This window comes from Noviherbaspirillum suwonense, from assembly GCF_900182955.1.
GTDB classification, from domain to species: Bacteria; Pseudomonadota; Gammaproteobacteria; order Burkholderiales; family Burkholderiaceae_D; genus Noviherbaspirillum_A; species Noviherbaspirillum_A suwonense.
The window spans coordinates 1-21,886 of record NZ_FXUL01000008.1; the positions used below are offsets into that span (position 1 = coordinate 1).

At 65.0% G+C, this 21,886-nt stretch carries 18 protein-coding genes; 12 read left to right on the forward strand and 6 right to left on the reverse strand.

The window, feature by feature from the left end:
* Nucleotides 1–283 precede the first annotated feature (283 nt).
* From cysN to QOL82_RS12000, 3 genes are read right to left on the reverse strand one after another with little or no spacing between them, the layout of a single operon-like run.
* Nucleotides 284–2,194 carry a sulfate adenylyltransferase subunit CysN gene (gene cysN, locus QOL82_RS11990; protein WP_283442674.1) on the reverse strand — a complete coding sequence of 637 codons (1,911 nt, stop codon included), beginning with the start codon at nt 2,192–2,194 and terminating at the stop codon, nt 284–286.
* An 11-nt stretch (nt 2,195–2,205) separates the two neighbouring features.
* Entirely contained in the window at nt 2,206–3,105 is a 900-nt protein-coding gene (gene cysD, locus QOL82_RS11995) for a sulfate adenylyltransferase subunit CysD (RefSeq protein ID WP_283442506.1), read from the reverse strand.
* Nucleotides 3,106–3,152: 47 nt separating this feature from the next.
* Nucleotides 3,153–3,935, reverse strand: coding sequence for a sulfite exporter TauE/SafE family protein (locus QOL82_RS12000; RefSeq protein ID WP_283442507.1), 783 nt, complete (start codon nt 3,933–3,935; stop codon nt 3,153–3,155).
* 544 nt (nt 3,936–4,479) lie between these two features.
* Between QOL82_RS12000 and QOL82_RS12005 the strand changes: the two genes are divergently transcribed.
* The 3 genes from QOL82_RS12005 to QOL82_RS12015 are packed head-to-tail and all read left to right on the forward strand — an operon-like array spanning nt 4,480 to nt 7,395.
* The gene (locus QOL82_RS12005) at nt 4,480–5,586 is read left to right on the forward strand and encodes a 2-deoxy-scyllo-inosose synthase (RefSeq protein ID WP_283442508.1); all 1,107 of its coding nucleotides are present in this window, start codon (nt 4,480–4,482) and stop codon (nt 5,584–5,586) included.
* Nucleotides 5,587–5,640: 54 nt separating this feature from the next.
* Nucleotides 5,641–6,558 carry a sugar phosphate isomerase/epimerase family protein gene (locus QOL82_RS12010; RefSeq protein WP_283442509.1) on the forward strand — a complete coding sequence of 306 codons (918 nt, stop codon included), beginning with the start codon at nt 5,641–5,643 and terminating at the stop codon, nt 6,556–6,558.
* Nucleotides 6,559–6,567: 9 nt separating this feature from the next.
* Nucleotides 6,568–7,395 carry a hypothetical protein gene (locus QOL82_RS12015; protein WP_283442510.1) on the forward strand — a complete coding sequence of 276 codons (828 nt, stop codon included), beginning with the start codon at nt 6,568–6,570 and terminating at the stop codon, nt 7,393–7,395.
* Nucleotides 7,396–7,470: 75 nt separating this feature from the next.
* Here the strand turns inward: QOL82_RS12015 and QOL82_RS12020 are convergent, their stop codons facing one another.
* The gene (locus QOL82_RS12020; protein WP_283442511.1) at nt 7,471–9,891 is read right to left on the reverse strand and encodes a bifunctional diguanylate cyclase/phosphodiesterase; all 2,421 of its coding nucleotides are present in this window, start codon (nt 9,889–9,891) and stop codon (nt 7,471–7,473) included.
* Nucleotides 9,892–10,327: 436 nt separating this feature from the next.
* Between QOL82_RS12020 and QOL82_RS12025 the strand changes: the two genes are divergently transcribed.
* The 5 genes from QOL82_RS12025 to QOL82_RS12045 are packed head-to-tail and all read left to right on the forward strand — an operon-like array spanning nt 10,328 to nt 15,900.
* The gene (locus QOL82_RS12025; protein WP_283442512.1) at nt 10,328–11,938 is read left to right on the forward strand and encodes an ABC transporter substrate-binding protein; all 1,611 of its coding nucleotides are present in this window, start codon (nt 10,328–10,330) and stop codon (nt 11,936–11,938) included.
* A gap of 48 nt (nt 11,939–11,986) precedes the next feature.
* Nucleotides 11,987–12,940, forward strand: a complete 954-nt coding sequence (locus tag QOL82_RS12030) for an ABC transporter permease (RefSeq protein WP_283442513.1) — start codon at nt 11,987–11,989, stop codon at nt 12,938–12,940.
* A gap of 13 nt (nt 12,941–12,953) precedes the next feature.
* Nucleotides 12,954–13,844 carry an ABC transporter permease gene (locus tag QOL82_RS12035; RefSeq protein ID WP_283442514.1) on the forward strand — a complete coding sequence of 297 codons (891 nt, stop codon included), beginning with the start codon at nt 12,954–12,956 and terminating at the stop codon, nt 13,842–13,844.
* Nucleotides 13,841–14,923, forward strand: coding sequence for an ABC transporter ATP-binding protein (locus QOL82_RS12040; protein ID WP_283442515.1), 1,083 nt, complete (start codon nt 13,841–13,843; stop codon nt 14,921–14,923). Before QOL82_RS12035 ends, QOL82_RS12040 begins: the two co-directional genes overlap by 4 nt.
* Complete coding sequence (locus QOL82_RS12045; protein WP_283442516.1) at nt 14,920–15,900, forward strand: ABC transporter ATP-binding protein; 981 nt, start codon at nt 14,920–14,922, stop codon at nt 15,898–15,900. The genes QOL82_RS12040 and QOL82_RS12045 overlap by 4 nt, the downstream gene beginning before the upstream one ends.
* Before the next feature lie 39 nt (nt 15,901–15,939).
* Here QOL82_RS12045 and QOL82_RS12050 read toward each other — a convergent pair whose 3' ends face one another.
* A complete protein-coding gene (locus tag QOL82_RS12050) occupies nt 15,940–16,644 on the reverse strand; it encodes an SDR family NAD(P)-dependent oxidoreductase (RefSeq protein ID WP_283442517.1) in 705 nt (234 codons plus the stop codon).
* Nucleotides 16,645–16,996: 352 nt separating this feature from the next.
* Between QOL82_RS12050 and QOL82_RS12055 the strand changes: the two genes are divergently transcribed.
* On the forward strand, nt 16,997–18,697 hold the full coding sequence (locus QOL82_RS12055) for a methyl-accepting chemotaxis protein (RefSeq protein ID WP_283442518.1): 1,701 nt from the start codon (nt 16,997–16,999) through the stop codon (nt 18,695–18,697).
* Between the two features lie 55 nt (nt 18,698–18,752).
* Here the strand turns inward: QOL82_RS12055 and QOL82_RS12060 are convergent, their stop codons facing one another.
* A complete protein-coding gene (locus tag QOL82_RS12060) occupies nt 18,753–19,451 on the reverse strand; it encodes a hypothetical protein (protein WP_283442519.1) in 699 nt (232 codons plus the stop codon).
* Between the two features lie 183 nt (nt 19,452–19,634).
* On the opposite strand from QOL82_RS12060, the gene QOL82_RS12065 reads away from it, so the two are divergent.
* From QOL82_RS12065 to arsH, 3 genes are read left to right on the forward strand one after another with little or no spacing between them, the layout of a single operon-like run.
* A complete protein-coding gene (locus QOL82_RS12065; protein ID WP_283442520.1) occupies nt 19,635–19,970 on the forward strand; it encodes an ArsR/SmtB family transcription factor in 336 nt (111 codons plus the stop codon).
* Entirely contained in the window at nt 19,967–21,031 is a 1,065-nt protein-coding gene (gene arsB / locus QOL82_RS12070) for an ACR3 family arsenite efflux transporter (RefSeq protein WP_283442521.1), read from the forward strand. Before QOL82_RS12065 ends, arsB begins: the two co-directional genes overlap by 4 nt.
* A gap of 25 nt (nt 21,032–21,056) precedes the next feature.
* Complete coding sequence (arsH, locus tag QOL82_RS12075; RefSeq protein WP_283442522.1) at nt 21,057–21,773, forward strand: arsenical resistance protein ArsH; 717 nt, start codon at nt 21,057–21,059, stop codon at nt 21,771–21,773.
* Nucleotides 21,774–21,886 lie beyond the last annotated feature (113 nt).

Here is a 21,886-nt window from a genome sequence, read left to right on the forward strand (position 1 = left end):
ACCATCAACTACTTGTTGAATTACTTTAAGCTGATCCAGCGCGCGCATCGTCATCGTGATACTCCCAGCTTTGTTCATCGCGATCTCCCTGTGAGAAGCAAGAATGCGCTGCCTCAGGGAAAACCGGACATTTCAACTTTGCTAAAAGCGGACACTACTACTTTGCCGTAATAGCCAAATTGTCCATAATGTTCGTTATGTAAAATAAAAAATCAAGTCAAGCAATCGGACGGCAACCGGGCAAATCAGCCGGGCGCCGTCAGGAACGCAACGCCTGCGCTCCTTACTTGGCGGCGGCATTGTCACTGGCGGTCTGCCGTCCGACGACAAATGCGTACAGACGTTCCACTGCGTCCTCGACCGATGCATCCTGCATGCCGACGCGTATGTCCGGTGACTCGGGAGCCACATAGGGCGAGTCCAGCCCGGTGAAATTCCGGATTTGACCAGCCCTGGCTTTCTTGTAGAGGCCCTTGGGGTCGCGCGCCTCGCAGACCTCCAGCGGGGTGTCGATGTAGACCTCGTAGAATTCGCCCGGGCTGAAACGGCCGCGCGCCGCGTCGCGGTCGGCGCGGAACGGCGAGATTAGGGTCGTTATGACGATCAGCCCGGCATCGACCATCATCCGCCCTACTTCCGCCACCCGCCGGACATTCTCGATGCGATCCGCCTCGGTGAATCCGAGGTCGCGATTGAGGCCTCCGCGCAGGTTGTCGCCGTCGAGCAGGTATGTCCGATAGCCTTCATGGTGCAGCCGTTGCTCAAGCAGGTTGGCGATCGTCGATTTGCCCGAACCGGACAATCCCGTGAACCAGAGCAGGCACGGCTTCTGCGCATTGAGGGCCGCCCTCGCGGCCTTGTCGACCGTAAAGCGCTGGGGATGTACGTGCTGGGCGCGTCCCAGGCCGAAGCTGATCATGCCTGCCCCGACCGTAGCATTGGTCAGGCGATCGATCAGGATAAAGCAGCCGGTCGCCGCGTTTTCTTCGTAGGGGTCGAAGCTCAGCGGCTGGTCGGTGCCGATATTGCACAGGCCGACCGCATTGAGTTCCAGCCGGGTAGCCGGGACGCTGGCCATGGTGTTGATGTCGATGCGGTGCTTAATGCGCGTAACCCTGGCATTGACCGTGCGACGCCCGGACTTCAGCCAGTACGGCCGCGACGGATACAGGGGATCGTCGCTCATCCACACGACCCTGGCTTCGAACTGGTCGGCGACCGTCGCCGGTGCGTCCAGCGCACTCAAGAAATCGCCGCGGGAAACGTCGACCTCGTCGCCCAATACGACCGTCACTGCGTCGCCCGCGAATGCGGCGGGCATGTCGCCGCCTTTTCTGACGATGCGTTTGATGAACGTCTCGGCGCCGGATGGCTGTATGCGCACCCGGTCGCCCGGGCGCATGCAGCCGGACGCCACGGTGCCGGCGAAGCCGCGGAAGTCGGGCGACGGCCGGTTGACCCACTGCACGGGAAAGCGCAGCGGCAGCATGCGCAACCTTTCGTCGTGGACCGGGACGGTCTCCAGCCAATCGAGCAGCGTCGGCCCCTGATACCAGTGCATGCTAGCCGAGCGGGTATGGACATTGTCGCCGTCGAGCGCGCTAAGGGGTATGGCTGCCAGGCTGTCGAACCCGAGATGGGCCGCGAAACCGGCGTATTGGCTGGCGATATCCCTGAACAGTTCATGACTGTAGCCGGCGAGGTCCATCTTGTTGACCGCCAAAACGATGTTCCTGATGCCGACCAGCGACACCAGGAAGCTATGGCGGCGCGTCTGCTTCAGCATGCCCTTGGTGGCGTCGATCAGTACGACGGCGGCGTCCGCAGTGGATGCCCCGGTGATCATGTTGCGTGTGTACTGCTCGTGCCCCGGCGTGTCGGCCGCAATGAATGTCCGGCGCTTCGTGGCAAAGAATCGGTAGGCGACATCGATCGTGATGCCCTGCTCCCGTTCCGCCGCAAGCCCATCCACCAGCAGCGCGAAGTCCAGCCTGCTTCCCTGCGTGCCGATGCGGCTCGAGTCAGCCGCCAGGACGGCGAGCTGGTCCTCCTTCAATGTCGATGCGTCGTACAGCAGGCGTCCGAGCAAGGTGCTCTTGCCATCGTCCACGCTGCCGCAGGTGATGAAACGCAGCAGCCCGCCGCCATGGGCCGACGCTTCCGGCGCTTCTGCGGCGCCCTGCACCGCGTCCATCCGCTTGTTCATCAGAAATAGCCCTCCTGTTTTTTCCGTTCCATCGACGCCGCCGCATCGCTGTCGATGAGCCGCCCTCCCCGCTCGGACGTCCTGGCCAGGCGCATTTCATGAATGACATCCGGCAGCGTGGCTGCATCGGACAGGACGGCCCCGGTCAGCGGATAGCAGCCCAGCGTCCTGAAGCGCACGTTTTTCATCTGCGGCGCTTCGTGGAGGCGCAGCGGCATGCGCTCATCGTCGACAACGATAAGCTGTCCGTCACGCTCCACGACCGGCCTCGGCGCTGAAAAATACAGGGGCACGGTCGGTATGCGTTCCGCCCCGATGTAATGCCAGATGTCCAGCTCGGTCCAGTTCGACAGCGGGAAGACGCGGATGCTTTCACCCCGGTGCTTGCGGGCGTTATAGAGATTCCATAACTCTGGCCTCTGCTGCTTCGGGTCCCAGCGATGCTCGGCATTGCGGAACGAGAAAATCCGTTCCTTGGCCCGCGACTTTTCTTCATCGCGCCGCGCGCCGCCAAAAGCAAGGTCGAATCTGTAAAGCGCCAGCGCCTGCCTCAGCGCCTCCGTCTTCATGACGGCAGTGTGCACGCTGGAACCGTGCGTGAATGGATTGATCCCTCTTGCGACGCCATCGGCATTCGAATACACGATCATGCGCAGCCGATGCGCGGCTGCGATGGCGTCGCGAAAGGCGATCATTTCCCGGAACTTCCATCCGGTGTCGACATGCAGAAGCGGAAATGGCAAGGGAGCAGGATAGAAGGCCTTGATCGCGAGATGGAGCATGACCGAGCTGTCCTTGCCGATCGAGTACAGCATGACCGGTTTTTCCGCCTCGGCATAAGCCTCGCGCAGGATATCGATGCTCTGCGCCTCCAGCGCATCCAGATGCTTGTCTGACATCGGCTTGCCCTCCATGGCAATCAGCGCTGTGGCTGGCGACGACATTTTCATCCCTGACCCAGGCTGTAAAGCAGTCTCAGCGCGATGATGGCGAGCACGGTGGCCAGTGCGACGCGCAGGATGTATTGCGGCAGGCGCGACGACAGGCCGGCGCCGATCAGCACGCCCGGCAGCGAACCGCACAGCAGCCAGCCCAGCAGCACGAAGTCGACGTGCCCGACCAGGACATGTCCGGCGCCTGCGAGCGCGGTCAGCGGGATGGCATGGGCAATGTCGGTTGCGATCAGGCGTGCCGGCGTCAGCCTGAATGGATAAAGGCAGGCGAGCACGACCGCGCCGACCGCGCCGGCGCCGATGGATGTATAGGTCACCATCAGCCCCAGCGCGGCGCCGAGCAGCACCGTGAGGAATGCCTGCGTACGCAGGAAACGCTCAATATCGCCGCCTATGCGGTCCGACATGAAACGATGCAGCCGCGACTGAAACACGATGCCCACGGTGGTCAGGAGCAAAGCGGCGGCGACTGCCGCCTTCAGGGTGTTTTCCTGGAAGCGATGCTGACCCATGCCGAGGCTGAGGAGCGCGAGCAGGGTGGCGGGTATGCTCCCCCACCATAGCCGTTTCAGGACCTGCCATTCGATTAGACCGGCATGGTGGTGCAGGCGCATCGCGCCGATTTTCGTCAGCGCCGCAAAGCATAGATCCGTGCTTATGACCGTGGCGGGCGCGACGCCGAAAACCAGCATCAGCAGCGGCGTCATCAGCGAACCGGCGCCCACGCCGGTCAGGCCTATCAGTATCCCGGTAGCGAATCCAGCGATTAGTAGCAATGGCTGTCTCCTTGAATGAAACGATTGCTTTACGAGTGCAAAACCGTCGAATCGCGAGGCCGGTTCAACCAGGATTTGCCCTGGCAACGCCGCCATAAGGACCTGCCGGGTAACGCAAAACCTGACGGTTTGGCATTTCAACGCCGCCGCGCCGCGCTTTCTGAGGCGGACGGATCGAGGCCAATGTGGAATTGCGGCCCATGATCATTTAGCCTGGACGAACACCGGGGTCAGGATAAGTCGTTGATTTTATGTGGAACTGATTTCGCTGCGGCGCCGGCCCATTGGACTCGGCGCAGAAAGTAAACAGCGTAAGTTACGGTTCGGCTTCCAAAATTCCCGAAATTTTAAAAAGTTAGTTTTTTAAAAGAATTATTAACAACTGTAAGGTCGATTAGCGGACGTCAGTACTATTCCAGCCAGCAAAAAAACACGCATTCCTCTTTACCCTTAATGCTCTTCCCGGGAGATTTGCATGCGCTTGCACGCCCACTGCTCTGAGCTTCGGCCTGGGGTTGTAACGACGCTCAGCACCGAATTAAAGGTGCCGTCGCCGCTGCTGATAGGCCACGACATCCTCGCCTCCCTTCCAGCGGCGTTGGGCCTGCATGCCTTCGATCACCTGTTCATCTACATCGACCAGGGCATCATGCAGCACCATGGCGCGGAGTTGCACGCGGTCTGCGTCGCCGCGTTTGGCGACAAGGTGAGACTGGATGTTCTGCCGCAAGGCGAAGCCTGCAAGACCTTCTGGATGCTGGAAGCGCTGCTGGAGCAATTGATTGCCGCAGGCGCATCCAAACGCTCGGTCGTGCTGGCCATGGGCGGAGGCGCCGCCTGCAACCTGGTCGGGCTGGCGGCCGGCATGCTGTACCGGGGAATCCGCCACATCGAGGTGCCGACGACCATGACGGGACAGACCGACTCATGCCTGAGCAACAAGCAGGCAATCAACAGCAGGCAGGGCAAGAACCACTTCGGCATTTATCATGCGCCGCTGATGATCTGGGTGGATACGAAATACCTGCTGAGCGAGCCGGCCCGCCTGAAGCGCAGCGGCCTCGTCGAGGGGATCAAGAACGGCTTTATCTTCAACCCGACATTCCTCGATTACCTTGCAGGCAAGCTGAAGCCGGAGCTAACCTACAGCGCCGGCGAACTGCATGAACTGGTGCTGAACATCATCCGGTCCAAGCTCGAAATCCTGAAGGCCGACCCTTCTGAAAGAGAATTTGGCATTGTGCTGGAATATGGGCATACCTTCGGCCATGGCATCGAGTGGTTGGCGAAAAAGCATGGCGTCTCGCTGATACATGGAGAGGCGGTGTCCTTCGGCATGTGTATCGCCGCGCGGCTTAGTCGAAGGCTGGGCCTGATTTCGGATGACACCGTGGCGCTGCATCACCACATGATTACTGAAAAGCTGGGCGTGACGACGGAATTTCCGGCAAGCGTCACCACGGACGGATTGATCGATGCAATGGTCTCCGACAACAAGAAAACCGGGAAGCAGATCCGCTTCGTGCTGCTGGAAAAAGTGGGCGCATGTTTCAATCCCGAAGGCGATTACCTGATCGGCGTCGACCTGAACATCGTGCGCAGCGTGCTCGATGACTATATCGCCTCCGAGCGTAGCCGGGCCTGCGCATAATCGCATGTCGGCGGCGCTTACGCTTAAGGCGGGCATCTTCAGCGGAGCATAGCCATGTACACGGTATTGAATGTGACAGACGACCTGACGCATTGCGGGCACATCGGGCACGTGGTCAATGACTTTTCCCGGATGTGCGAGCTTGCGGCAACGCACGGTTTCGATGCGGTGAATGTCGACTTCCGTGCCGACAGCCACATGTCGACGTCGACCAGGCGGTCCATTCTCCGCGATCATGGCTTGCGGCTGGCGGCGTTCGGGCTGCCGGTTCCGCTCTACAGCGAGCATGGCGACGCGGCTTTCAAGGCTGGGCTGCTCGACTTCGCCCAACAGGCGCAATGGGCCAGCCTGCTCGGCTGCGGCGTGGTGAATGCCTACCTGCCTCCCTATTCCAACTGCATCGGATTCGACAAGCATTTTCAGTTGCTCGCAAAACGGCTTTCGATGCTGAAGCCGATACTCGAATGCTACGACCTGCGGCTCGCGCTGGAATTTATCGGTCCGACGGAAACGCGCAGGCATGCGCGCCATGACTTCATCCATACGATGGACGGCGTGCGATGCCTGATCGCAGCGTCAAATCTGCATGGACATGCTGGATTCAAGCTCGACATCCATCACTGGCAGTACAGTGGCGCCAGCCTGCTGGACCTGCGACACCTCGATCCGGACTACTTCCTGTACGTGGAACTCAACGATGCGCTGACGGGCTACGACCTGTTCTCGATGCCGGAATTCCGGCGTACCCTGCCGCTGGAAACGGGCGTCACCGACGTCGCCGGCTTCATGCAGGTGCTGCGGGAGAAAGACTACGCAGGGCCTGTCGCGGTCGAGCCCTGGAGCGAAGCGATCAAGGCATTGCCTATCTCCGACGCGATACGCGCAGTCAAGGACGCCCTCGACAGGTCGCTTGCCTGCGAAGGCTGCCTCCCCGCAAACGCTTCCCGCGGCGCGAGCGCGCGACCGGCTTGAGGACCACACATGCTCGTGACCGACAAGTTCGTATTTGTCCACATGCACAAATGCGGAGGCACATTTATCAACATGTTCATCAAAACGTTTTTCCCGTCAGCGAAGGAAATTGGATACCACTACCCGATCGGCCTGCTGCCTGCGCAGTACCGGCATTTGCCGGTGCTTGGAACGGTCCGCAATCCGTGGGAGTTCTATGTGTCATATTACGTGTTCCAGCAGACGGTGCTGCGCCGCGCCCGCGCCGCGATGCCGGCGGCCGCCACCCGGGAAGGCGCCAGTGCTGACGCCGGCGATGTCGATCCCCTGAACGGCGTGGACGCGCTGTTTTCCTATCTGTCCGACGATGGCGCACTCGACTTTGCCGCCACGATCAATCGCTTCCTGGATTTGTCCATTTCGGACACGTTGCTGCAGGGCGCCTTGGCCCGCATGCCGACAAGATATGGCCAACGTGGCCCGGATACCCCGACGCAGCAATCCGGCTTTCGCGGCATGGACCTGCTGCGGGACGAGCTTGCCGATATTTCCGGGAGCGGCCTAGGCTTCTACACTTTCTTATTCAGGCGAATGATGGGCGAAGACGATGTCTATGTCGTGCCGACCACACGGCTGCGTACGGGGCTGCTCGAATTCCTACGCAGGGCGTCGGTCCCGATCACGTCGGAGATGGAACAGTACGCGATGGAGCACCGCCCGGAAAACAGGAGCGAGCATGCGCACTACGCCACGTATTATTCCGACGGGTTGAAGCAGCGGGTGGCCGACCAGGATTCGCTGTTGATCCGGCGCCATGGTTTCCAGTTCGAGCCAGCGCCCCGAAATGCGGGCTGTTGAGCACGGAATCCGCAATTCAACTGGCGTCCGACGCATTCCGGTGCGCCCAGTTGCACGGAGAATCTGCAGAGCCGGTCAGAATGTCTCCGGCGCCCTGCTCCCCCGCCGCGTCCGCAGGAATGCCGGCAGATGGTCGGGCGCGAATGGGCGGCTCACCAGGTAGCCCTGCATCTCGTCGCAACCGGCGCGGGCCAGGAAGGCGACCTGCTGCTCCGTTTCCACGCCTTCGGCGATCACGTTCAGGTGCAGGCTGTGTCCCAGCGCAATGACGCCGCGGACGATGGCCCGGTCCTCGGCGTCGGTTTCCAGGTCGCGCGTGAATGACTGGTCGATCTTCAGGTCGTTGATTGGGAACTGCTTCAGGTAGCTCAGGCTGGAATAGCCGGTGCCGAAGTCGTCGATGGAAATGTGCACGCCGAGGCGCCGCAGCTCTTCCATGGTCTGGATGCCGGCCTCGACGTCGGTCATCAGCGTGCTCTCGGTGATCTCCAGCTTGATGCTGTCCGGCTCCAGCGCATTGCGCGCCAGCGCTTCGGACACCAGGTGGACCAGGTTGCCGCTGTCGAACTGCTGCGCCGACACATTGATGCTGACGCGCAGCCGCGGCAGTCCCTGGTCCCGCCAGCGGCGGGCCTGGCTGCAGGCTTCCATCAGCACCCAGTCGCCTATCTGGCCCATCAGCCCGCTCGCCTCGGCGGCCGGAAGGAACAGGCCCGGCGACACCAGCCCGCGGCTGGGATGGCGCCAGCGCAGCAGCGCTTCGAGCCCCACTACCGCGCCGCCGGCAAGCGCAACCTGCGGCTGGTAGACCAGCTCGAACTGCCGCAGCGCGCAGGCCTGCTGCAGCTCGCGCTCCAGCATGACACGCTCCGCCGCGGCCGCATTGGCGCCGGTATGGAAGAACTCGATCCGGTTGCCGCCCTTCGCCTTGGCCTGGTGCATGGCGAACATGCTGTGTCCCAGCAGTGTGTCGGCGTCGCGGCCGTCCCTGGGGGAAAACGAAATGCCGATGCTGCTGGTGACCACGAGCCGCGTGTTCTCGATCTCGACCGGCTCGGCAATCGCCTGCCCGGCCTGGGCCGCCAGGGTCTCGGTCTGGAACAGCTTCTGGTCCTGGTTTTCCAGGACGATCACGAATTCGTCCTTGGCCAGGTGTCCCAGCATGCCATGCGTGCCGACGCATGACGCTAGCCGCGTCGCCATGGTCCGCAGCACTGCGTCGCCTGCCGCATAGCCTAGGGTCTCGTTGATGACCTTGAAGCGGTCGAGGTCGATGGTCAGGATGGCAAGCTGGCGGCTGTCCGCGCCGGAGCGCGAAGCCAGCTGGCCGAGCATCGCCCTGACCAGCGCGCGGTTGGGCAGCCCGGTCAGCGCATGGTGGGTTGCCTGGTGCTCGAGCTGCGCTTCGCGCTCGCCCAGGTTGTGGATCAGCCCGGCCAGCGTGCGGCTCAGCACCATGACTTCGCGGTAACCCTGGTCCAGCGGGATGCGCAGGCCACGCTCGCCCTTGCCGATCAGCTCGGCCGTTCGGGTAATCGCATTGAGCGGGCGGGAAATCCGGTTGGCGACGAACCAGCCGATCAGCATGAACAGGCCCGCGATCAGCGCCCCGGACAGGAAGACCTGGCGCCGCAGGCTGGTCACCGGCGCGAAGGCGGCGTCGACTTCCTGCCGTTCGAGGACGACCCAGGCCAGGCCGGGATAGCTTTGATAGCCGCTGCTGCGGCCATAGCCGGTCAGGTAATGGCGGCCGTCCGGCCAGCGCTCGGTCAGGTAGCCGGATTCGCCGAGCCGCGCGCGGCGCACGCTTTCGAGCGGCAGCGTCGCATCCTGCACGCCGGGCGGCCCCATCAGCGCGATGTCTTCGGCGCCGACGATCACCGCCTCGTAGGCCTGCGCGGACACCATGCGCCTTGCCAGCTGCGTGATCCAGCGCCAGTCGATGTGCGTGCCGAGCACGCCGGTGAAGTTGCCGTCACGGTCGCGCACCGGCGTCGCGATATCCAGGAAGCGCAGGGGTTCCGCATTGCCCGCATTGAGTTTCTGCTCCAGCATGACCGCGCGATGCAGGTCGCCGACGAAGGCCGCCTTCGACGCGGCGCTGAACCAGGGGCGCTGCGACACGTCCTGCTGTTCGAGGATGCCGCCGGTCGCCGCCAGCACCCTGCCCGCCGGGTCGGCATAGCCTATCCAGGCAAATCCTTCCCGGGCCGCCAACAACTCGTCGAGCCGCGACCGGACCGCGGCCGGCTGCCCGGTCAGGTCGAACGCGCTGAGCGATGCCGCGTACAGCGCGATGTCCTGGTAGCGCTCGTACATGGCCCGGTCCAGCATGCCGGCCAGCTCGGCGGACGCCTGCGCCAGATGCTCGCCGATCCGTTGCTGGAGTTCCCGCGTCGCCGTCCGCTCAACGACGGCGCCGAGGGCGACGGTGATGGAAAGCGCAAGCGCGGTGGCGAAAAATGATTGCAGCGTACGTAGGCTGGTATTGCGCATCCGGTTATCCGATTATTTACGCAGTTCATATTTGTTTCCAAAGATACTAGATTCCGCGAAACTTATTTCCCGGAGGGACTCCCAATTCGCAGGACGATTGCTCACAATCAATGGCTGGAAACCAACAGGAATCGCCGCCCGATCGCGGGTGGTATTTTTGGTATCAACGGCCATTTGCCGGGGCCGGGATAAATGCAGCGCCCATACGACCCTGTTCCTTCAGGCCCTCGGGCTGGAAGGCGCTCCACGACGGTGCGTCAAACATCGCGCGCCGTCCGTCGCGGCATGCGGCCGGACTCCATGCAGCGAACGGCATCCGGCCATTGCCATTAAAAACCATTTGTAAACAATCACTTGCAAAAAAGCGCCATCCAACAATTCCGGATGGCACGATCCGTGCTGAGGTGACTGCGGTTTTCCTTACTCGGAGATATACATGCACCTCACGTCCACCGCGCTGCTACGCGGCCTGATGGCAATCCCTTTTGCGCTTTCACTGCAGGCTGCAGCGCAGGCCGAAACGGTCGCCCGTTACGGCATCTCGATGGCGGACATCCCGCTGACCACCGGCCAGCCGGACCGCGGCGCCGGCGCCTACCAGTTCACCGGGCATACCATCTATGACCCGCTGATCGCCTGGGAAGCGAATATCGGCAGCCGTCCCGGCAAGCTGGTGCCCGGCCTGGCCACCGAGTGGAAGCCGGACGCGAAGGACAACAAGAAATGGCTGTTCACGCTGCGCAAGGGCGTGAAGTTCCATGACGGCTCGGACCTCAGCGCCGATGCGGTGGTCTGGAACCTGGACAAGGTGCTGAACGACAAGGCGCCGCAGTTCGACGCCAAGCAGAGCGCGCAGGTACGTTCGCGCATCCCGTCGATCGCCAGCTACCGCAAGGTCGACGACAGCACGGTCGAGATCACGACCAAGGACATCGATGCGCTGTTCCCCTACCAGCTTCCGTGGTTCCTGATCTCCAGCCCGGCGCAGTGGGAAAAGCTGGGCCGCGACTGGAACAAGGTTGCCAGCCAGCCGTCGGGCACCGGTCCGTTCAGGCTCGACAAGCTGGTGCCGCGCGAGCGCGCCGAGCTGGTGAAGAATGCCGGCTACTGGGACAAGAACCGGCTGGCCAAGACCGACCGCGTGGTGCTGCTGCCGATACCGGACGCGCTGACCCGCGCCAATGCGCTGCTCAACGGCCAGGTCGACATCATCGAGACGCCGCCGCCCGACGTGCTGCCGCAGCTGCAGAGCTCGGGCTTCAAGCTGGTGAAGAACGTGACGCCGCATGTCTGGCCCTATCACTTCAGCACGCAGCCGGGTTCGCCGTGGGCCGATATCCGGGTCCGGAAGGCAGCCAACCTCGCGGTGGACCGCGAAGCCATCGTCAAGCTGCTGAACGGCCTGGCGACGCCGGCCAAGGGCCAGCTCGACGCGACCAGCCCCTGGTTCGGCAAGCCCACCTTCGACCTGAAATACGACCTGGCCGCGGCCAAGGCGCTGATGACGCAGGCCGGCTACGGCCCGAACAAGCCGCTCAAGGCCAAGGTCATCATCGCGCAGGGCGGCACCGGCCAGATGCTGTCGCTGCCGATGAACGAGTTCATCCAGCAGAGCCTGGCCGAGATCGGCATCCAGCTCGAGTTCGAGGTGGTCGAACTGGAAAACCTGTACCTGCACTGGCGCAGCGGCGCGAAGTCGGACATGAACGCCGGCAAGGGCATCAGCGCGATCAACCTCGGCTACGTGACCGCCGACCCGTTCTATGCGCTGACCCGCTTCGCCGACAGCCGCTACGTCGCGCCGAACGGCGTCAACTGGGGTGGCTATGCGAACCCGAAGGTGGACGCGGCGCTGGAAAAGATCCGCACCAGCTTCGACAGCAAGACGCAGGACGGGCTGCTGGCCTCGGTGCACCAGGCGATGGTCGACGATGCGCTGATGCTGTGGGTCGTGCATGACGTGAACCCGCATGTGATCTCGCCCAAGGTCAAGGAATTCGTCCAGGCGCAGCACTGGTTCCAGGACCTGACCACGATCCGGATGTAAGCCCAAGGCCGGGCGCCGCAGTCAGGCGCCCGGCCAGGAGAAATCACGATGTTCCTGTATATCCTGAGGCGCTGCCTGTACGCGGTGCCGATCGCGCTCGGCGTGACGCTGGTGTCCTTCATGCTGGTCTACCTGGCGCCGGGCGATCCGCTCAATGCGATCGCCCCGGCCGATGCGCCGATGGAAGTGATCACCGCGCTGAAGAGCGCGTACGGCCTGGACAAGCCGGTGCCGGTGCAATACGGCCTGTGGCTGCTGCGCGCGGTGCAGGGCGACCTCGGCGTGTCGATCGCCTCGGGCCGCGAGGTCCGGGCCGAGGTGACCAAGGCGGTGGGCAACACGCTGCTGCTGGCCGGGGCCGCCGGACTGCTCGGCGTGCTGACCGGCTGCGTGCTGGGCGCGCTGGCGGGCTACCGGCACGGCGGGTGGATAGACCGCATCGCCACCATGCTGTCGGTGGTCGGCGTGAGCGTGCCGCATTACTGGCTGGGCCTGGTGCTGACGATCATCTTTTCGACCTGGCTCGCGTGGCTGCCGGCGATGGGCGCGGGTCCCGGCGACTCGTCCGGCTGGGCCTGGGACATCGCGCACCTGCGCCACCTGGTGCTGCCGGCGCTGACGCTGGCGGTGATACCGATGGGCATCATCACCCGCACGGTGCGGGCGCTGGTGGCCGACATGCTGCAGCAGGAGTTCGTGGTGTCGCTGCGGGCGCGCGGCCTCGGCGGACGCCGCATCTTCATGCACGTGGCCCGCAACGTGGCGCCGACGGTGCTGGCGGTGGCCGGCCTCCAGATCGGTTACCTGATGGGCGGCTCCATCCTGGTCGAAACCGTGTTCGCCTGGCCCGGCACCGGCTTCCTGCTCAACACCGCGATCTTCCAGCGCGACATCCCGCTGCTGCAGGGCACGATACTCGTGCTCTGCATGTTCTTCGTCACGTTGAACCTGGCCGTCGACATCCTGCAACCCTTCCTCGACCCGCGCATCGGGCGGAATTGAAGAGAGCCATCCCATGTCAGCAAGCCTTGAAATGACGCTGCCCGCCCAACCGCGGTCCCAACCCGGCCGCGGCTACTGGGGCGCGGTGCTGCGCCAGCTGGGGCGCGAACCGGTCGCGCTGGCGAGCGCCGTCGTCCTCCTGATCATCATCGGCGCGGCGGTCTTCGCGCCCTGGCTGGCCCCGGCCGACCCGTACAAGGCCAGCATGCTGCGCCGGCTGCTGCATGTCGGCAGCCCGGGCTACCTGCTGGGCGCCGACGAGCTTGGCCGCGACATGCTGACGCGGCTGATGTACGGCGGCCGGCTGTCGCTGCTGATGGGCATCGTGCCGGTGCTGGCCGCGTTCGTGGTCGGCACCACGGTCGGCGTCGCCGCCGGCTATGTCGGCGGCCGCATCAACATGCTGGTGATGCGCACGCTCGACGTGTTCTATGCCTTCCCATCGGTGCTGCTGGCCGTGGCCGTCGCCGGCGCGCTCGGCCCCGGCATGAGCAACAGCCTGATCGCGCTGACCCTGGTGTTCGTGCCGCAGGTGGTGCGGGTCGCCGAGAGCGTCACCACCCAGGTGCGCAAGCTGGACTATATCGAGGCGGCCCGAATGAGCGGCGCCAGCGCATTCGCCATCATCCGCGTGCATGTGCTGGGCAATGTGCTCGGCCCGGTCTTCGTCTACGCGACCGGGCTGCTGAGCGTCAGCATGATCCTCGGGTCCGGCCTGTCCTTCCTCGGCCTGGGCGTCAAGCCGCCGGAGCCGGAATGGGGGCTGATGCTCAACACGCTGCGGTCGGCCATCTACAGCAACCCGCTGGTCGCGGCCCTGCCCGGCCTGCTGATCTTCGTGACCTCGATCGCCTTCAACCTGCTTGCCGACGGACTGCGTTCGGCGATGGACATCCGCAAATGACGACGACATCCCTGCCCGCCGCGCAAGCCGCGGACCGCGGCGGCCCGGCCCAGCCGCTGCTGACCGTGCGCGACCTGAAAAAACGCTTTCCAGTGCGCGGCCATCCGTTCGAGTGCGAAAAGAAATTCGTCCATGCGGTCGACGGCGTCAGCTTCTCGGTCGCCAAGGGCAAGACGCTGGGCATCGTCGGCGAGTCCGGCTGCGGCAAGTCGACCACCGCGCGGCTCATCGCCAGGCTGGTCGAGCCGGACAGCGGCGCGATGATCTTCGATGGCGACGGCGTCGGCGAGTTCGGCGGCCTGGCGCTCAAGGCCTTCCGCCGCGAACTGCAGATGGTGTTCCAGGACTCGTTCGCGTCGCTGAACCCGCGCCTGAGCATCGTCGACACGATTGCGTTCGGGCCGCGGGCGCATGGCGTGGCCGACGCCGACGCGCGCGCCCGCGCGCTGCTGGCGCGGGTCGGCCTGGAGCCGGGCCAGTTCGCCAGCCGTTATCCGCATGAGCTGTCGGGCGGCCAGCGCCAGCGCGTCAATATCGCCCGCGCGCTGGCCTTCGAGCCGCGCCTGCTGATCCTGGACGAAGCCGTCGCCGCGCTCGACAAGTCGGTGCAGGCGCAGGTGCTGAACCTGCTGCAGGAACTCAAGGCCGAGCGCGCGCTGACCTACCTGTTCATTTCCCACGACCTGCACGTGGTCCATTACCTGAGCGACGACGTGATGGTGATGTACCTCGGCAAGGTGGTCGAGATCGGGCCGGTCGAGCGGATCTACGGCCAGGCCGCGCATCCCTATACCCGCGCGCTGCTGTCCGCCGTGCCGTCGATGGACCCGGCGCGCCGCACCGAGAAGTCGCCGCTGTCCGGCGACCCGCCCAACCCGATCAACCCGCCGCCCGGCTGCCGCTTCCGCGAGCGCTGCCCGTCGGCGGAAGCCGTCTGCGCCGGCAGGGAGCCGGCGCTGCTGCCAACCATCTTGCCAACGATGATGCAGGCCGCCGCAGGCGATGCGCACCAGGTCGCCTGCCACATGAACGACCCGCTGTCGGGCCATACCCAGGCAATCGCCAGGGTGGCGGCATGAGCGAACCCCTGCTGTCGATCCGCGGCCTGCGCGTCGCCTTCCATGGCGCGCGGCATGCCAGCGCGCTCAACGACATCGACCTCGACCTGATGCCGGGCCAGGTGCTGGGCCTTCTGGGCGAGTCTGGTTCCGGCAAGAGCGTGACGCTGCGCACGCTGCTGCGGCTGCATCCGGAACGCACCACCCGGATCGGCGGCAGCATCCGCGTCGCCGGGCAGGAAGTGCTGTCGCTCAGGGGCCGGGCGCTGGACGCCTACCGCGGCAAGGTCGCGTCGATGGTGTTCCAGGAGCCGGGCCTGGCATTCGACCCGGTCTATACGATAGGCCAGCAGATCACCGAATGCATCCGCGTCCACGAGCGCAGCGACCGCCGCGCCGCGCAGGCCGAGGCGCTGCGCATGCTGGAGCGAGTGCAGATCCCGCAGGCCCGGCGCCGCTTCGACGCCTATCCGCACGAGCTGTCCGGCGGCATGCGGCAGCGCGCGATGATTGCGCTGGCGCTGGCCTGCAAGCCGCGGCTGCTGCTGGCGGACGAGCCGACCACCGCGCTCGACGCCACCGTGCAGATCCAGATCCTGCTGCTGCTGCGCGAGCTGCAGCGCGAGACCGGCATGGCGCTGATCTTCGTCACGCATGACATCGGCGCGGCGGTGGAAGTGGCCGACCGGGTCGCGGTGATGTACGGCGGGCGCATCGTGGAGGAAGGCTCGGTGGCCGACATCGTGCACCGTCCGCGCCATCCTTATACCGCCGGCCTGCTGGCGGCCACCGTCGGCGCGGCCGACCGCGGCAAGCCGCTGGCCGCGGTGCCCGGCTCGCCGCCCGACCTGTCCTGCCTGCCGCCCGGCTGCAGCTTCGCCCCGCGCTGCCGCAATGCCGGCAGCCGCTGCCGCAGCGAACAGCCGCCGATGGCCGCGGACGGCGCGGCGCGGCTGGCCTGCTGGCACCCGGTCGGACTGGTCGAAGCCGCCGCATGACGGCGACACGCCGCGCCGCCCGGGCGCAGGCGGGGCCTCTCAGCTCAAGCCGGTGACCGGGATCGCGGCGCCGTGGATCGCTGCCGCGTCGTCGGACGCCAGGAACGCAATCACCTTCGCCAGCGCTTCGGGCGCGACCCAGCGCGACGGGTCCGAGGCCGGCATCGCCGCCCGGTTCTCGGGCGTGTCGATAATGCTCGGCAGCACGCAGTTCACGTTGATGCCCTTGTCCCTCAGTTCGGCCGACATCGCCTCGGTGATCCGGATCACCACGTCCTTGGAAGCGCAGTAGGCGCCCATTCCGGCCGCGCCCTTCAAGGCCGCGCTGGCGGCGACATTGACGATCGCGCCGCGTCCGGCTGCGATCATCTGCGGCACGACCGCATGCACCGCGTGCAGCACGCTGCGGGCATTCAGGTCGAACAGGAAATTCCAGTCCTGGTCCGTCGTTTCATGCACCGGCGGCCCCATCCGGAATCCGCCGGCGAGATTGCACAGCACGTCGATGCGGCCGAAGCGGTCCGTCGCCGCCTTGAACGCCGCCGCCACTTCGGCGCGGTCCAGCAGGTCGGCCGCGGCAAAGGTCTGCCGGTCGTCCTCGCTGCCGTATTGGGCTTCCAGCCGCTGGCGGTCGAGGTCCAGCAGCACCAGGCTCGCGCCGGCCTGCCTGAACAGGGCGGCGACCGCCTGCCCCAGGTTGCCGCAGGCCCCCGTCACGACGACTACCTTGTTTTCCCAGTTCATTCCGCTACTCCTCGTTCCTGTTATCCGGCCGGGCCGGCGGCGCCGCGCTGGGCGCGGCGGTCTTCGATGCGCAAGGAGAAGGAGGTTAGCAAAAATCCCCGCCCCGGTGAGAGCCGGATGCCGGCAGTCGGCCCGGATCGCGCGCTTCTTCGGCCGGCGATCTCGGGACCGGACTGTCGTATTTTTCAGAAGGCAAACAGCGAAAACGCTCGCATTACCCGTCGCTTAGTTTCCTCATAGAAACAAGTGTGCGTATAATCCGTGCAGCGAATTCCTCCGGGATATGCCGCTGCTGTGTGAAGTTTTCCGTTCGATCGTTTGCTGCAAGCCTAATTATCCGCAAGAACCTTTCATGAATTCTCTCAAAAATCTAAAAATCGGAAAGCGCATGGGCCTTGGTTTCGCCGCGCTTTTTCTGCTGTCGGCGCTGATTACGGCCGTGGGCCTGGTCAAGCTGAATGCGGTGTCCAAGGCGTCGCATGAAATGGTCGAAGTGACCATCGCCAAGGAGCGCATGATCAGCGACTGGACCACCCAGATGGGCATCGCGGTGGTTCGCATCGTTGCGATCGCGAAGAGCAGCGACACGTCACTGGCCACTTTCTTTGCGGCCGATACCGAGGCTTCGGCGAAGCAGTCGGCCGAGTTGCTGAAACGGATAGAACCGCTGATGGGCACCGCCGAGGAGATCGCGGCTTTCCGGAAGATCGCGGACCAGCGAGCGCTGTACACCGCGGCGCGTGTCGAGGTCATGAAGCTCAAGGTGGCCGGCAACACTGTGGAAGCCGCAAAGGTCCTCGAAGAGAAGTTCATTCCCACCGCGGCGCGCTTCGTCGCCGCGGCGAACGAGTTGCTGAAGCTTGAGCGCGACTACCTGGATGGCAAGGGCCGCCAGATCGTCGCGGTCGAGGCGTCCAGCCGCGTCGAGATGATCGCGCTTTCCGGCCTGGCGCTCGCGCTGAGCATCCTGTGCGGCTGGGCGCTGAGCGCCAGCATCACCGGGCCGATACGGCGGGCTGTCGCGGCGGCGCGGCGGGTGGCCGACGGCGACCTGACCGGCAAGATAGACGTGACATCGAAAGACGAAATCGGCGACCTGCAGCATGCGCTGCGGGATATGAACGGCAACCTGCTGCGCATCGTTTCCCAGGTCCGCGCCGGCACCGAGACCATTGCCACCGCCTCGGGCGAGATCGCGTCCGGGAACCAGGACCTGTCGTCCCGCACCGAGCAGCAGGCCAGTTCGCTGGAGGAAACCGCGTCCTCGATGGAAGAGCTGACCGCCACCGTGAAGCAGAATGCGAGCAATGCGCAGCAGGCCAACCAGCTTGCCATCGCGGCGGCCGATGTCGCCGTGCGCGGCGGCGAAGTGGTGGCGCAGGCGGTGAGCACGATGGGCGAGATCGATGCGTCGTCGAAAAAGATCGTCGACATCATCGCGGTGATCGACGGCATTGCGTTCCAGACCAATATCCTCGCGCTCAATGCCGCGGTCGAGGCTGCGCGGGCCGGCGAACAGGGACGCGGCTTCGCCGTGGTGGCAACCGAAGTGCGCAGCCTTGCCCAGCGTTCGGCCGCGGCGGCGCGGGAAATCAAGGACCTGATCGGCGACTCGGTGTCCAAGGTCGACACCGGCACCGCGCTGGTCGGCCAGGCCGGCAGGACGATGGGCGACGTGGTGGCCAGCATCCGCCGGGTGACCGATATCGTCGCGGAAATCAGCGCGGCCAGCGCCGAGCAGAGCGCCGGCATCGCGCAGGTCAACCAGGCGATCGCGCAGATGGACCAGGTCACGCAGCAGAACGCGGCGCTGGTGGAAGAAGCGGCGGCCGCGTCGGAGTCCATGCAGGACCAGTCGCAGCAGCTCAAGCGCGCGGTCGGCGAATTCAGGGTGGACAGCGAACCGGCGCTGTCTGCGGCATCTGCCGCGATCCCGCGCGCGCTGGTGCAGGCCGTGCGGCGCGCACCGTCCGCGGCCGTGCCGGCGGCGGTATCCCGTCCGAGGCAGGCCGCCGTCCCGGCAGCGACCGGCTCGGACTGGGAAGAGTTCTAGCGGCTGCCTGGCGCCCGCCGTTCCAGCGCAGGCGCCGCGTTACCCCTCCAGTCCGCTACTGTTTGAACCGCTTCGCCGCGGATTTCCCGAGGTCGTCCAGCACCTTCAGCGCGGCGGCGCGGTCGCGCTGCGGCAGTTCGGCCGATCCAAGCGAGATCGTGCGTTGGCCGTCGCGCATGATCAGCAATGCCCCATCCCCGAGTATGCTGCGCGCCGGGTCCGCCTTTTCGACGAATCCCATTGCCGGATAGCCGAGGCCGCTGAAGGACTCGAACCGGACGTTGCTGGTCGAATTCGCTTTCAGCGGATCGGTGAAACCCATCGCCATGCCCATCACGTCATCCTTGACCGTGCCCTCGGACATGGACTCCTGGACGGCCAGCACCACCTGCCCCGCCGGTCCCTTCCACGAACATTCGGTGATGCCATATTGTTCCAGCCGCGTGCTGCGTTCGCCGGCCTTCGCGCCTGGAAACGCCTTCTGCACATCGGAGGACGACAGGATTGCGCACGGGTTGCCGGACGGGACCGGCTTGGCTGCCGGCTTGCCGCCGGTCGCTTCCCGGATCTTGTTGGCGGTATCGGTCGCCGACTTCAGGGTGTCTTCCGGCCTGGCCTTCTGCGCGATCGCGTCCGGTGCGCTGCCCGCGATGACGATGGCCAGCATGCCCGCCACCCGGAGGACACGGCGCTGCGCCGACGGACCGGGCCGGCATGCCCTCATGGATGCCGATGCCGTTCGCTCAGTGTTCACGATGATTCCTTGTCTGGCGCGCCGTGCCGGCGGGCGCATGGTCGGGTCTTGGTGCGGGCATTCCATTGTTGACCCTGGGCCGGCCGCATGCTTGATCCACGCCAACCGGGGCCAAGGCGATCAGAGGCGCTTTTTATTTCAAGTATCGTTGAAATAAATGAGAAGTGTCGTACAATCGGCGGCATGGATGCGAAAACGATTGTCACGGCACTAAATGCGCTGGCCCACGAGAGCCGCCTGGAAGTATTCCGGCAGCTGGTCCAGGCCGGCCCCGAGGGCCTCACCGCCGGCACGCTGTCTGGCCGGCTGGCGGTGACGCCCTCTTCCCTCAGCTTCCACCTGAAAGACCTGGTGCGCGCCGGCCTGATCGACGCGCGGCATGCGGGCCGGCAGATCTTCTATTCCGCCCGGTTCGAGGCGATGAACGGCGTGATTGCCTACCTGACCGAAAACTGCTGCGGCGGCAATCCGTGCTCGCCCGTCACGGCGGCCGCCTGCGCGCCGGGAAGCGCCGAATGACGGCCGCGTCCCCGGCCGTCGCCGCGCCGGCCATCGGCTTCTTCGAGCGCTACCTGACGGTCTGGGTCGCGCTGTGCATCGTCGCCGGCATCCTGCTCGGGCAGGCATATCCGGCCGCCTTCCAGGCGCTCGCCCGCGTCGAATTCGCCCGGGTCAATATTCCGGTCGGCATTCTGATCTGGGTGATGATCATCCCGATGCTGCTCAGGATAGACTTCGGCGCGCTGAACAAGGTGGGCGGCCACTGGCGCGGCATCGGCGTCACGCTGTTCATCAACTGGCTGGTCAAGCCGTTCAGCATGGCGTTCCTGGGCTGGCTCTTCATCCGCCATGTGTTCGCGGACTGGCTGCCTCCCGGCCAGCTCGACAGCTATATCGCCGGCCTGATCCTGCTGGCGGCCGCGCCATGCACCGCGATGGTGTTCGTCTGGAGCCAGCTCTGCAAGGGCGACCCCTATTTCACGCTGTCGCAGGTCGCGCTCAATGACGCGATCATGATCGTCGCCTTCGCGCCGCTGGTGGCGCTGCTGCTGGGCCTGTCCGCGATCGCCGTGCCGTGGGACACGCTGATGGCCTCGGTGGCGCTGTACATCGTGATCCCGGTCGTGCTGGCACAGGGGTTGCGCAGGCGGCTGCTGTCGCGCGGCGCAGGCCGGCTGGAACGCGCGGTCGCGGCGCTGGGGCCGTATTCGATCTCGGCGCTGCTGCTGACGCTGGTGCTGCTGTTCGCGTTCCAGGGCGAGGCGCTTGCCAGCCAGCCGGTGGTGATCGCCATCCTGGCCGTGCCCATCCTGATCCAGGTGTTTTTCAACGCCGGGCTGGCCTACCTGCTGAACCGCAAGCTTGGCGTCGCGCATTGCGTGGCCGGGCCGTCCAGCCTGATCGGCGCCTCCAACTTCTTCGAACTGGCCGTGGCGACCGCCATCAGCCTGTTCGGCTTCCAGTCCGGCGCGGCGCTGGCGACCGTGGTCGGCGTGCTGATCGAAGTGCCGGTGATGCTGCTGGTGGTCGCGGTTGTGAACCGGACGCAGCGCTGGTATGAAGCAGACAACCCAACCTGAAACCCCAACAATAATGACTGCCGCGATGCCCGACAACGCCCTTCCCAATCTCGTCGACGACCTGTTTGTCGTTCCCACCCGTTCCGATTTCGCCGCCGTTGGCAACGCGACGCATGCGCCGCGCTTCCTGCTGCTGTACGGCTCGCTGCGGGCGCGGTCGTTCAGCCGCCTGCTCACGCACGAGGCGGCGCGGCTGCTCGAAGCGATGGGCGGGGAAGTCCGCGTCTTCGACCCGAGCGGCCTGCCGCTGCCGGACGATGCGCCCGACACCCACCCGAAGGTGCAGGAGCTGCGCAGCCTCGCGCAGTGGGCGGAAGGCATGGTCTGGTGCTCGCCGGAACGGCATGGCGCGATGACGGGCATCATGAAGGCGCAGATCGACTGGATACCGCTGGCCATCGGCGCGGTCCGGCCGACCCAGGGCAAGACGCTGGCCGTCATGGAAGTCTCGGGCGGCTCGCAATCCTTCAACGCGGTCAACCAGATGCGCGTGCTGGGACGCTGGATGCGCATGATCACCATTCCCAACCAGTCTTCGGTCGCCAAGGCCTTCATGGAGTTCGACGAGCATGACCGGATGAAGCCGTCGCCTTACTACGACCGCGTGGTCGACGTGATGGAGGAGCTGTACAAGTTCACGCTGCTGACCCGCGATGTCGCGCCCTACCTGGTGGACCGCTACAGCGAACGCAAGGAAAACGCCGAAGAACTGTCGCGCCGCGTGAACCAGCGGTCGATCTGAGCGGTTGACCGGGCGGTCCTGCAAAAGGGAAGTGATTATTTTTCATCAAGACCTTTAGCAGAAATCATCTACGCCTGTTCGAGTTCGGGACACAATCCCGGCGTTTGGCATTC

Excerpts from the sequence above, each read along its gene's own strand:
- cysD (WP_283442506.1), bottom strand. The coding sequence starts at position 3,105 with ATGTCAGACAAGCATCTGGATGCGCTGGAGGCGCAGAGCATCGATATC.
- QOL82_RS12065 (WP_283442520.1), top strand. The coding sequence starts at position 19,635 with ATGGATGCGAAAACGATTGTCACGGCACTAAATGCGCTGGCCCACGAG.
- QOL82_RS12045 (WP_283442516.1), top strand. The coding sequence starts at position 14,920 with ATGAGCGAACCCCTGCTGTCGATCCGCGGCCTGCGCGTCGCCTTCCAT.
- QOL82_RS12050 (WP_283442517.1), bottom strand. The coding sequence starts at position 16,644 with ATGAACTGGGAAAACAAGGTAGTCGTCGTGACGGGGGCCTGCGGCAAC.
- QOL82_RS12015 (WP_283442510.1), top strand. The coding sequence starts at position 6,568 with ATGCTCGTGACCGACAAGTTCGTATTTGTCCACATGCACAAATGCGGA.
- arsH (WP_283442522.1), top strand. The coding sequence starts at position 21,057 with ATGCCCGACAACGCCCTTCCCAATCTCGTCGACGACCTGTTTGTCGTT.
- QOL82_RS12040 (WP_283442515.1), top strand. The coding sequence starts at position 13,841 with ATGACGACGACATCCCTGCCCGCCGCGCAAGCCGCGGACCGCGGCGGC.
- QOL82_RS12030 (WP_283442513.1), top strand. The coding sequence starts at position 11,987 with ATGTTCCTGTATATCCTGAGGCGCTGCCTGTACGCGGTGCCGATCGCG.
- cysN (WP_283442674.1), bottom strand. The coding sequence starts at position 2,194 with ATGGACGCGGTGCAGGGCGCCGCAGAAGCGCCGGAAGCGTCGGCCCAT.
- QOL82_RS12020 (WP_283442511.1), bottom strand. The coding sequence starts at position 9,891 with ATGCGCAATACCAGCCTACGTACGCTGCAATCATTTTTCGCCACCGCG.
- QOL82_RS12025 (WP_283442512.1), top strand. The coding sequence starts at position 10,328 with ATGCACCTCACGTCCACCGCGCTGCTACGCGGCCTGATGGCAATCCCT.
- QOL82_RS12035 (WP_283442514.1), top strand. The coding sequence starts at position 12,954 with ATGTCAGCAAGCCTTGAAATGACGCTGCCCGCCCAACCGCGGTCCCAA.
- arsB (WP_283442521.1), top strand. The coding sequence starts at position 19,967 with ATGACGGCCGCGTCCCCGGCCGTCGCCGCGCCGGCCATCGGCTTCTTC.
- QOL82_RS12055 (WP_283442518.1), top strand. The coding sequence starts at position 16,997 with ATGAATTCTCTCAAAAATCTAAAAATCGGAAAGCGCATGGGCCTTGGT.
- QOL82_RS12010 (WP_283442509.1), top strand. The coding sequence starts at position 5,641 with ATGTACACGGTATTGAATGTGACAGACGACCTGACGCATTGCGGGCAC.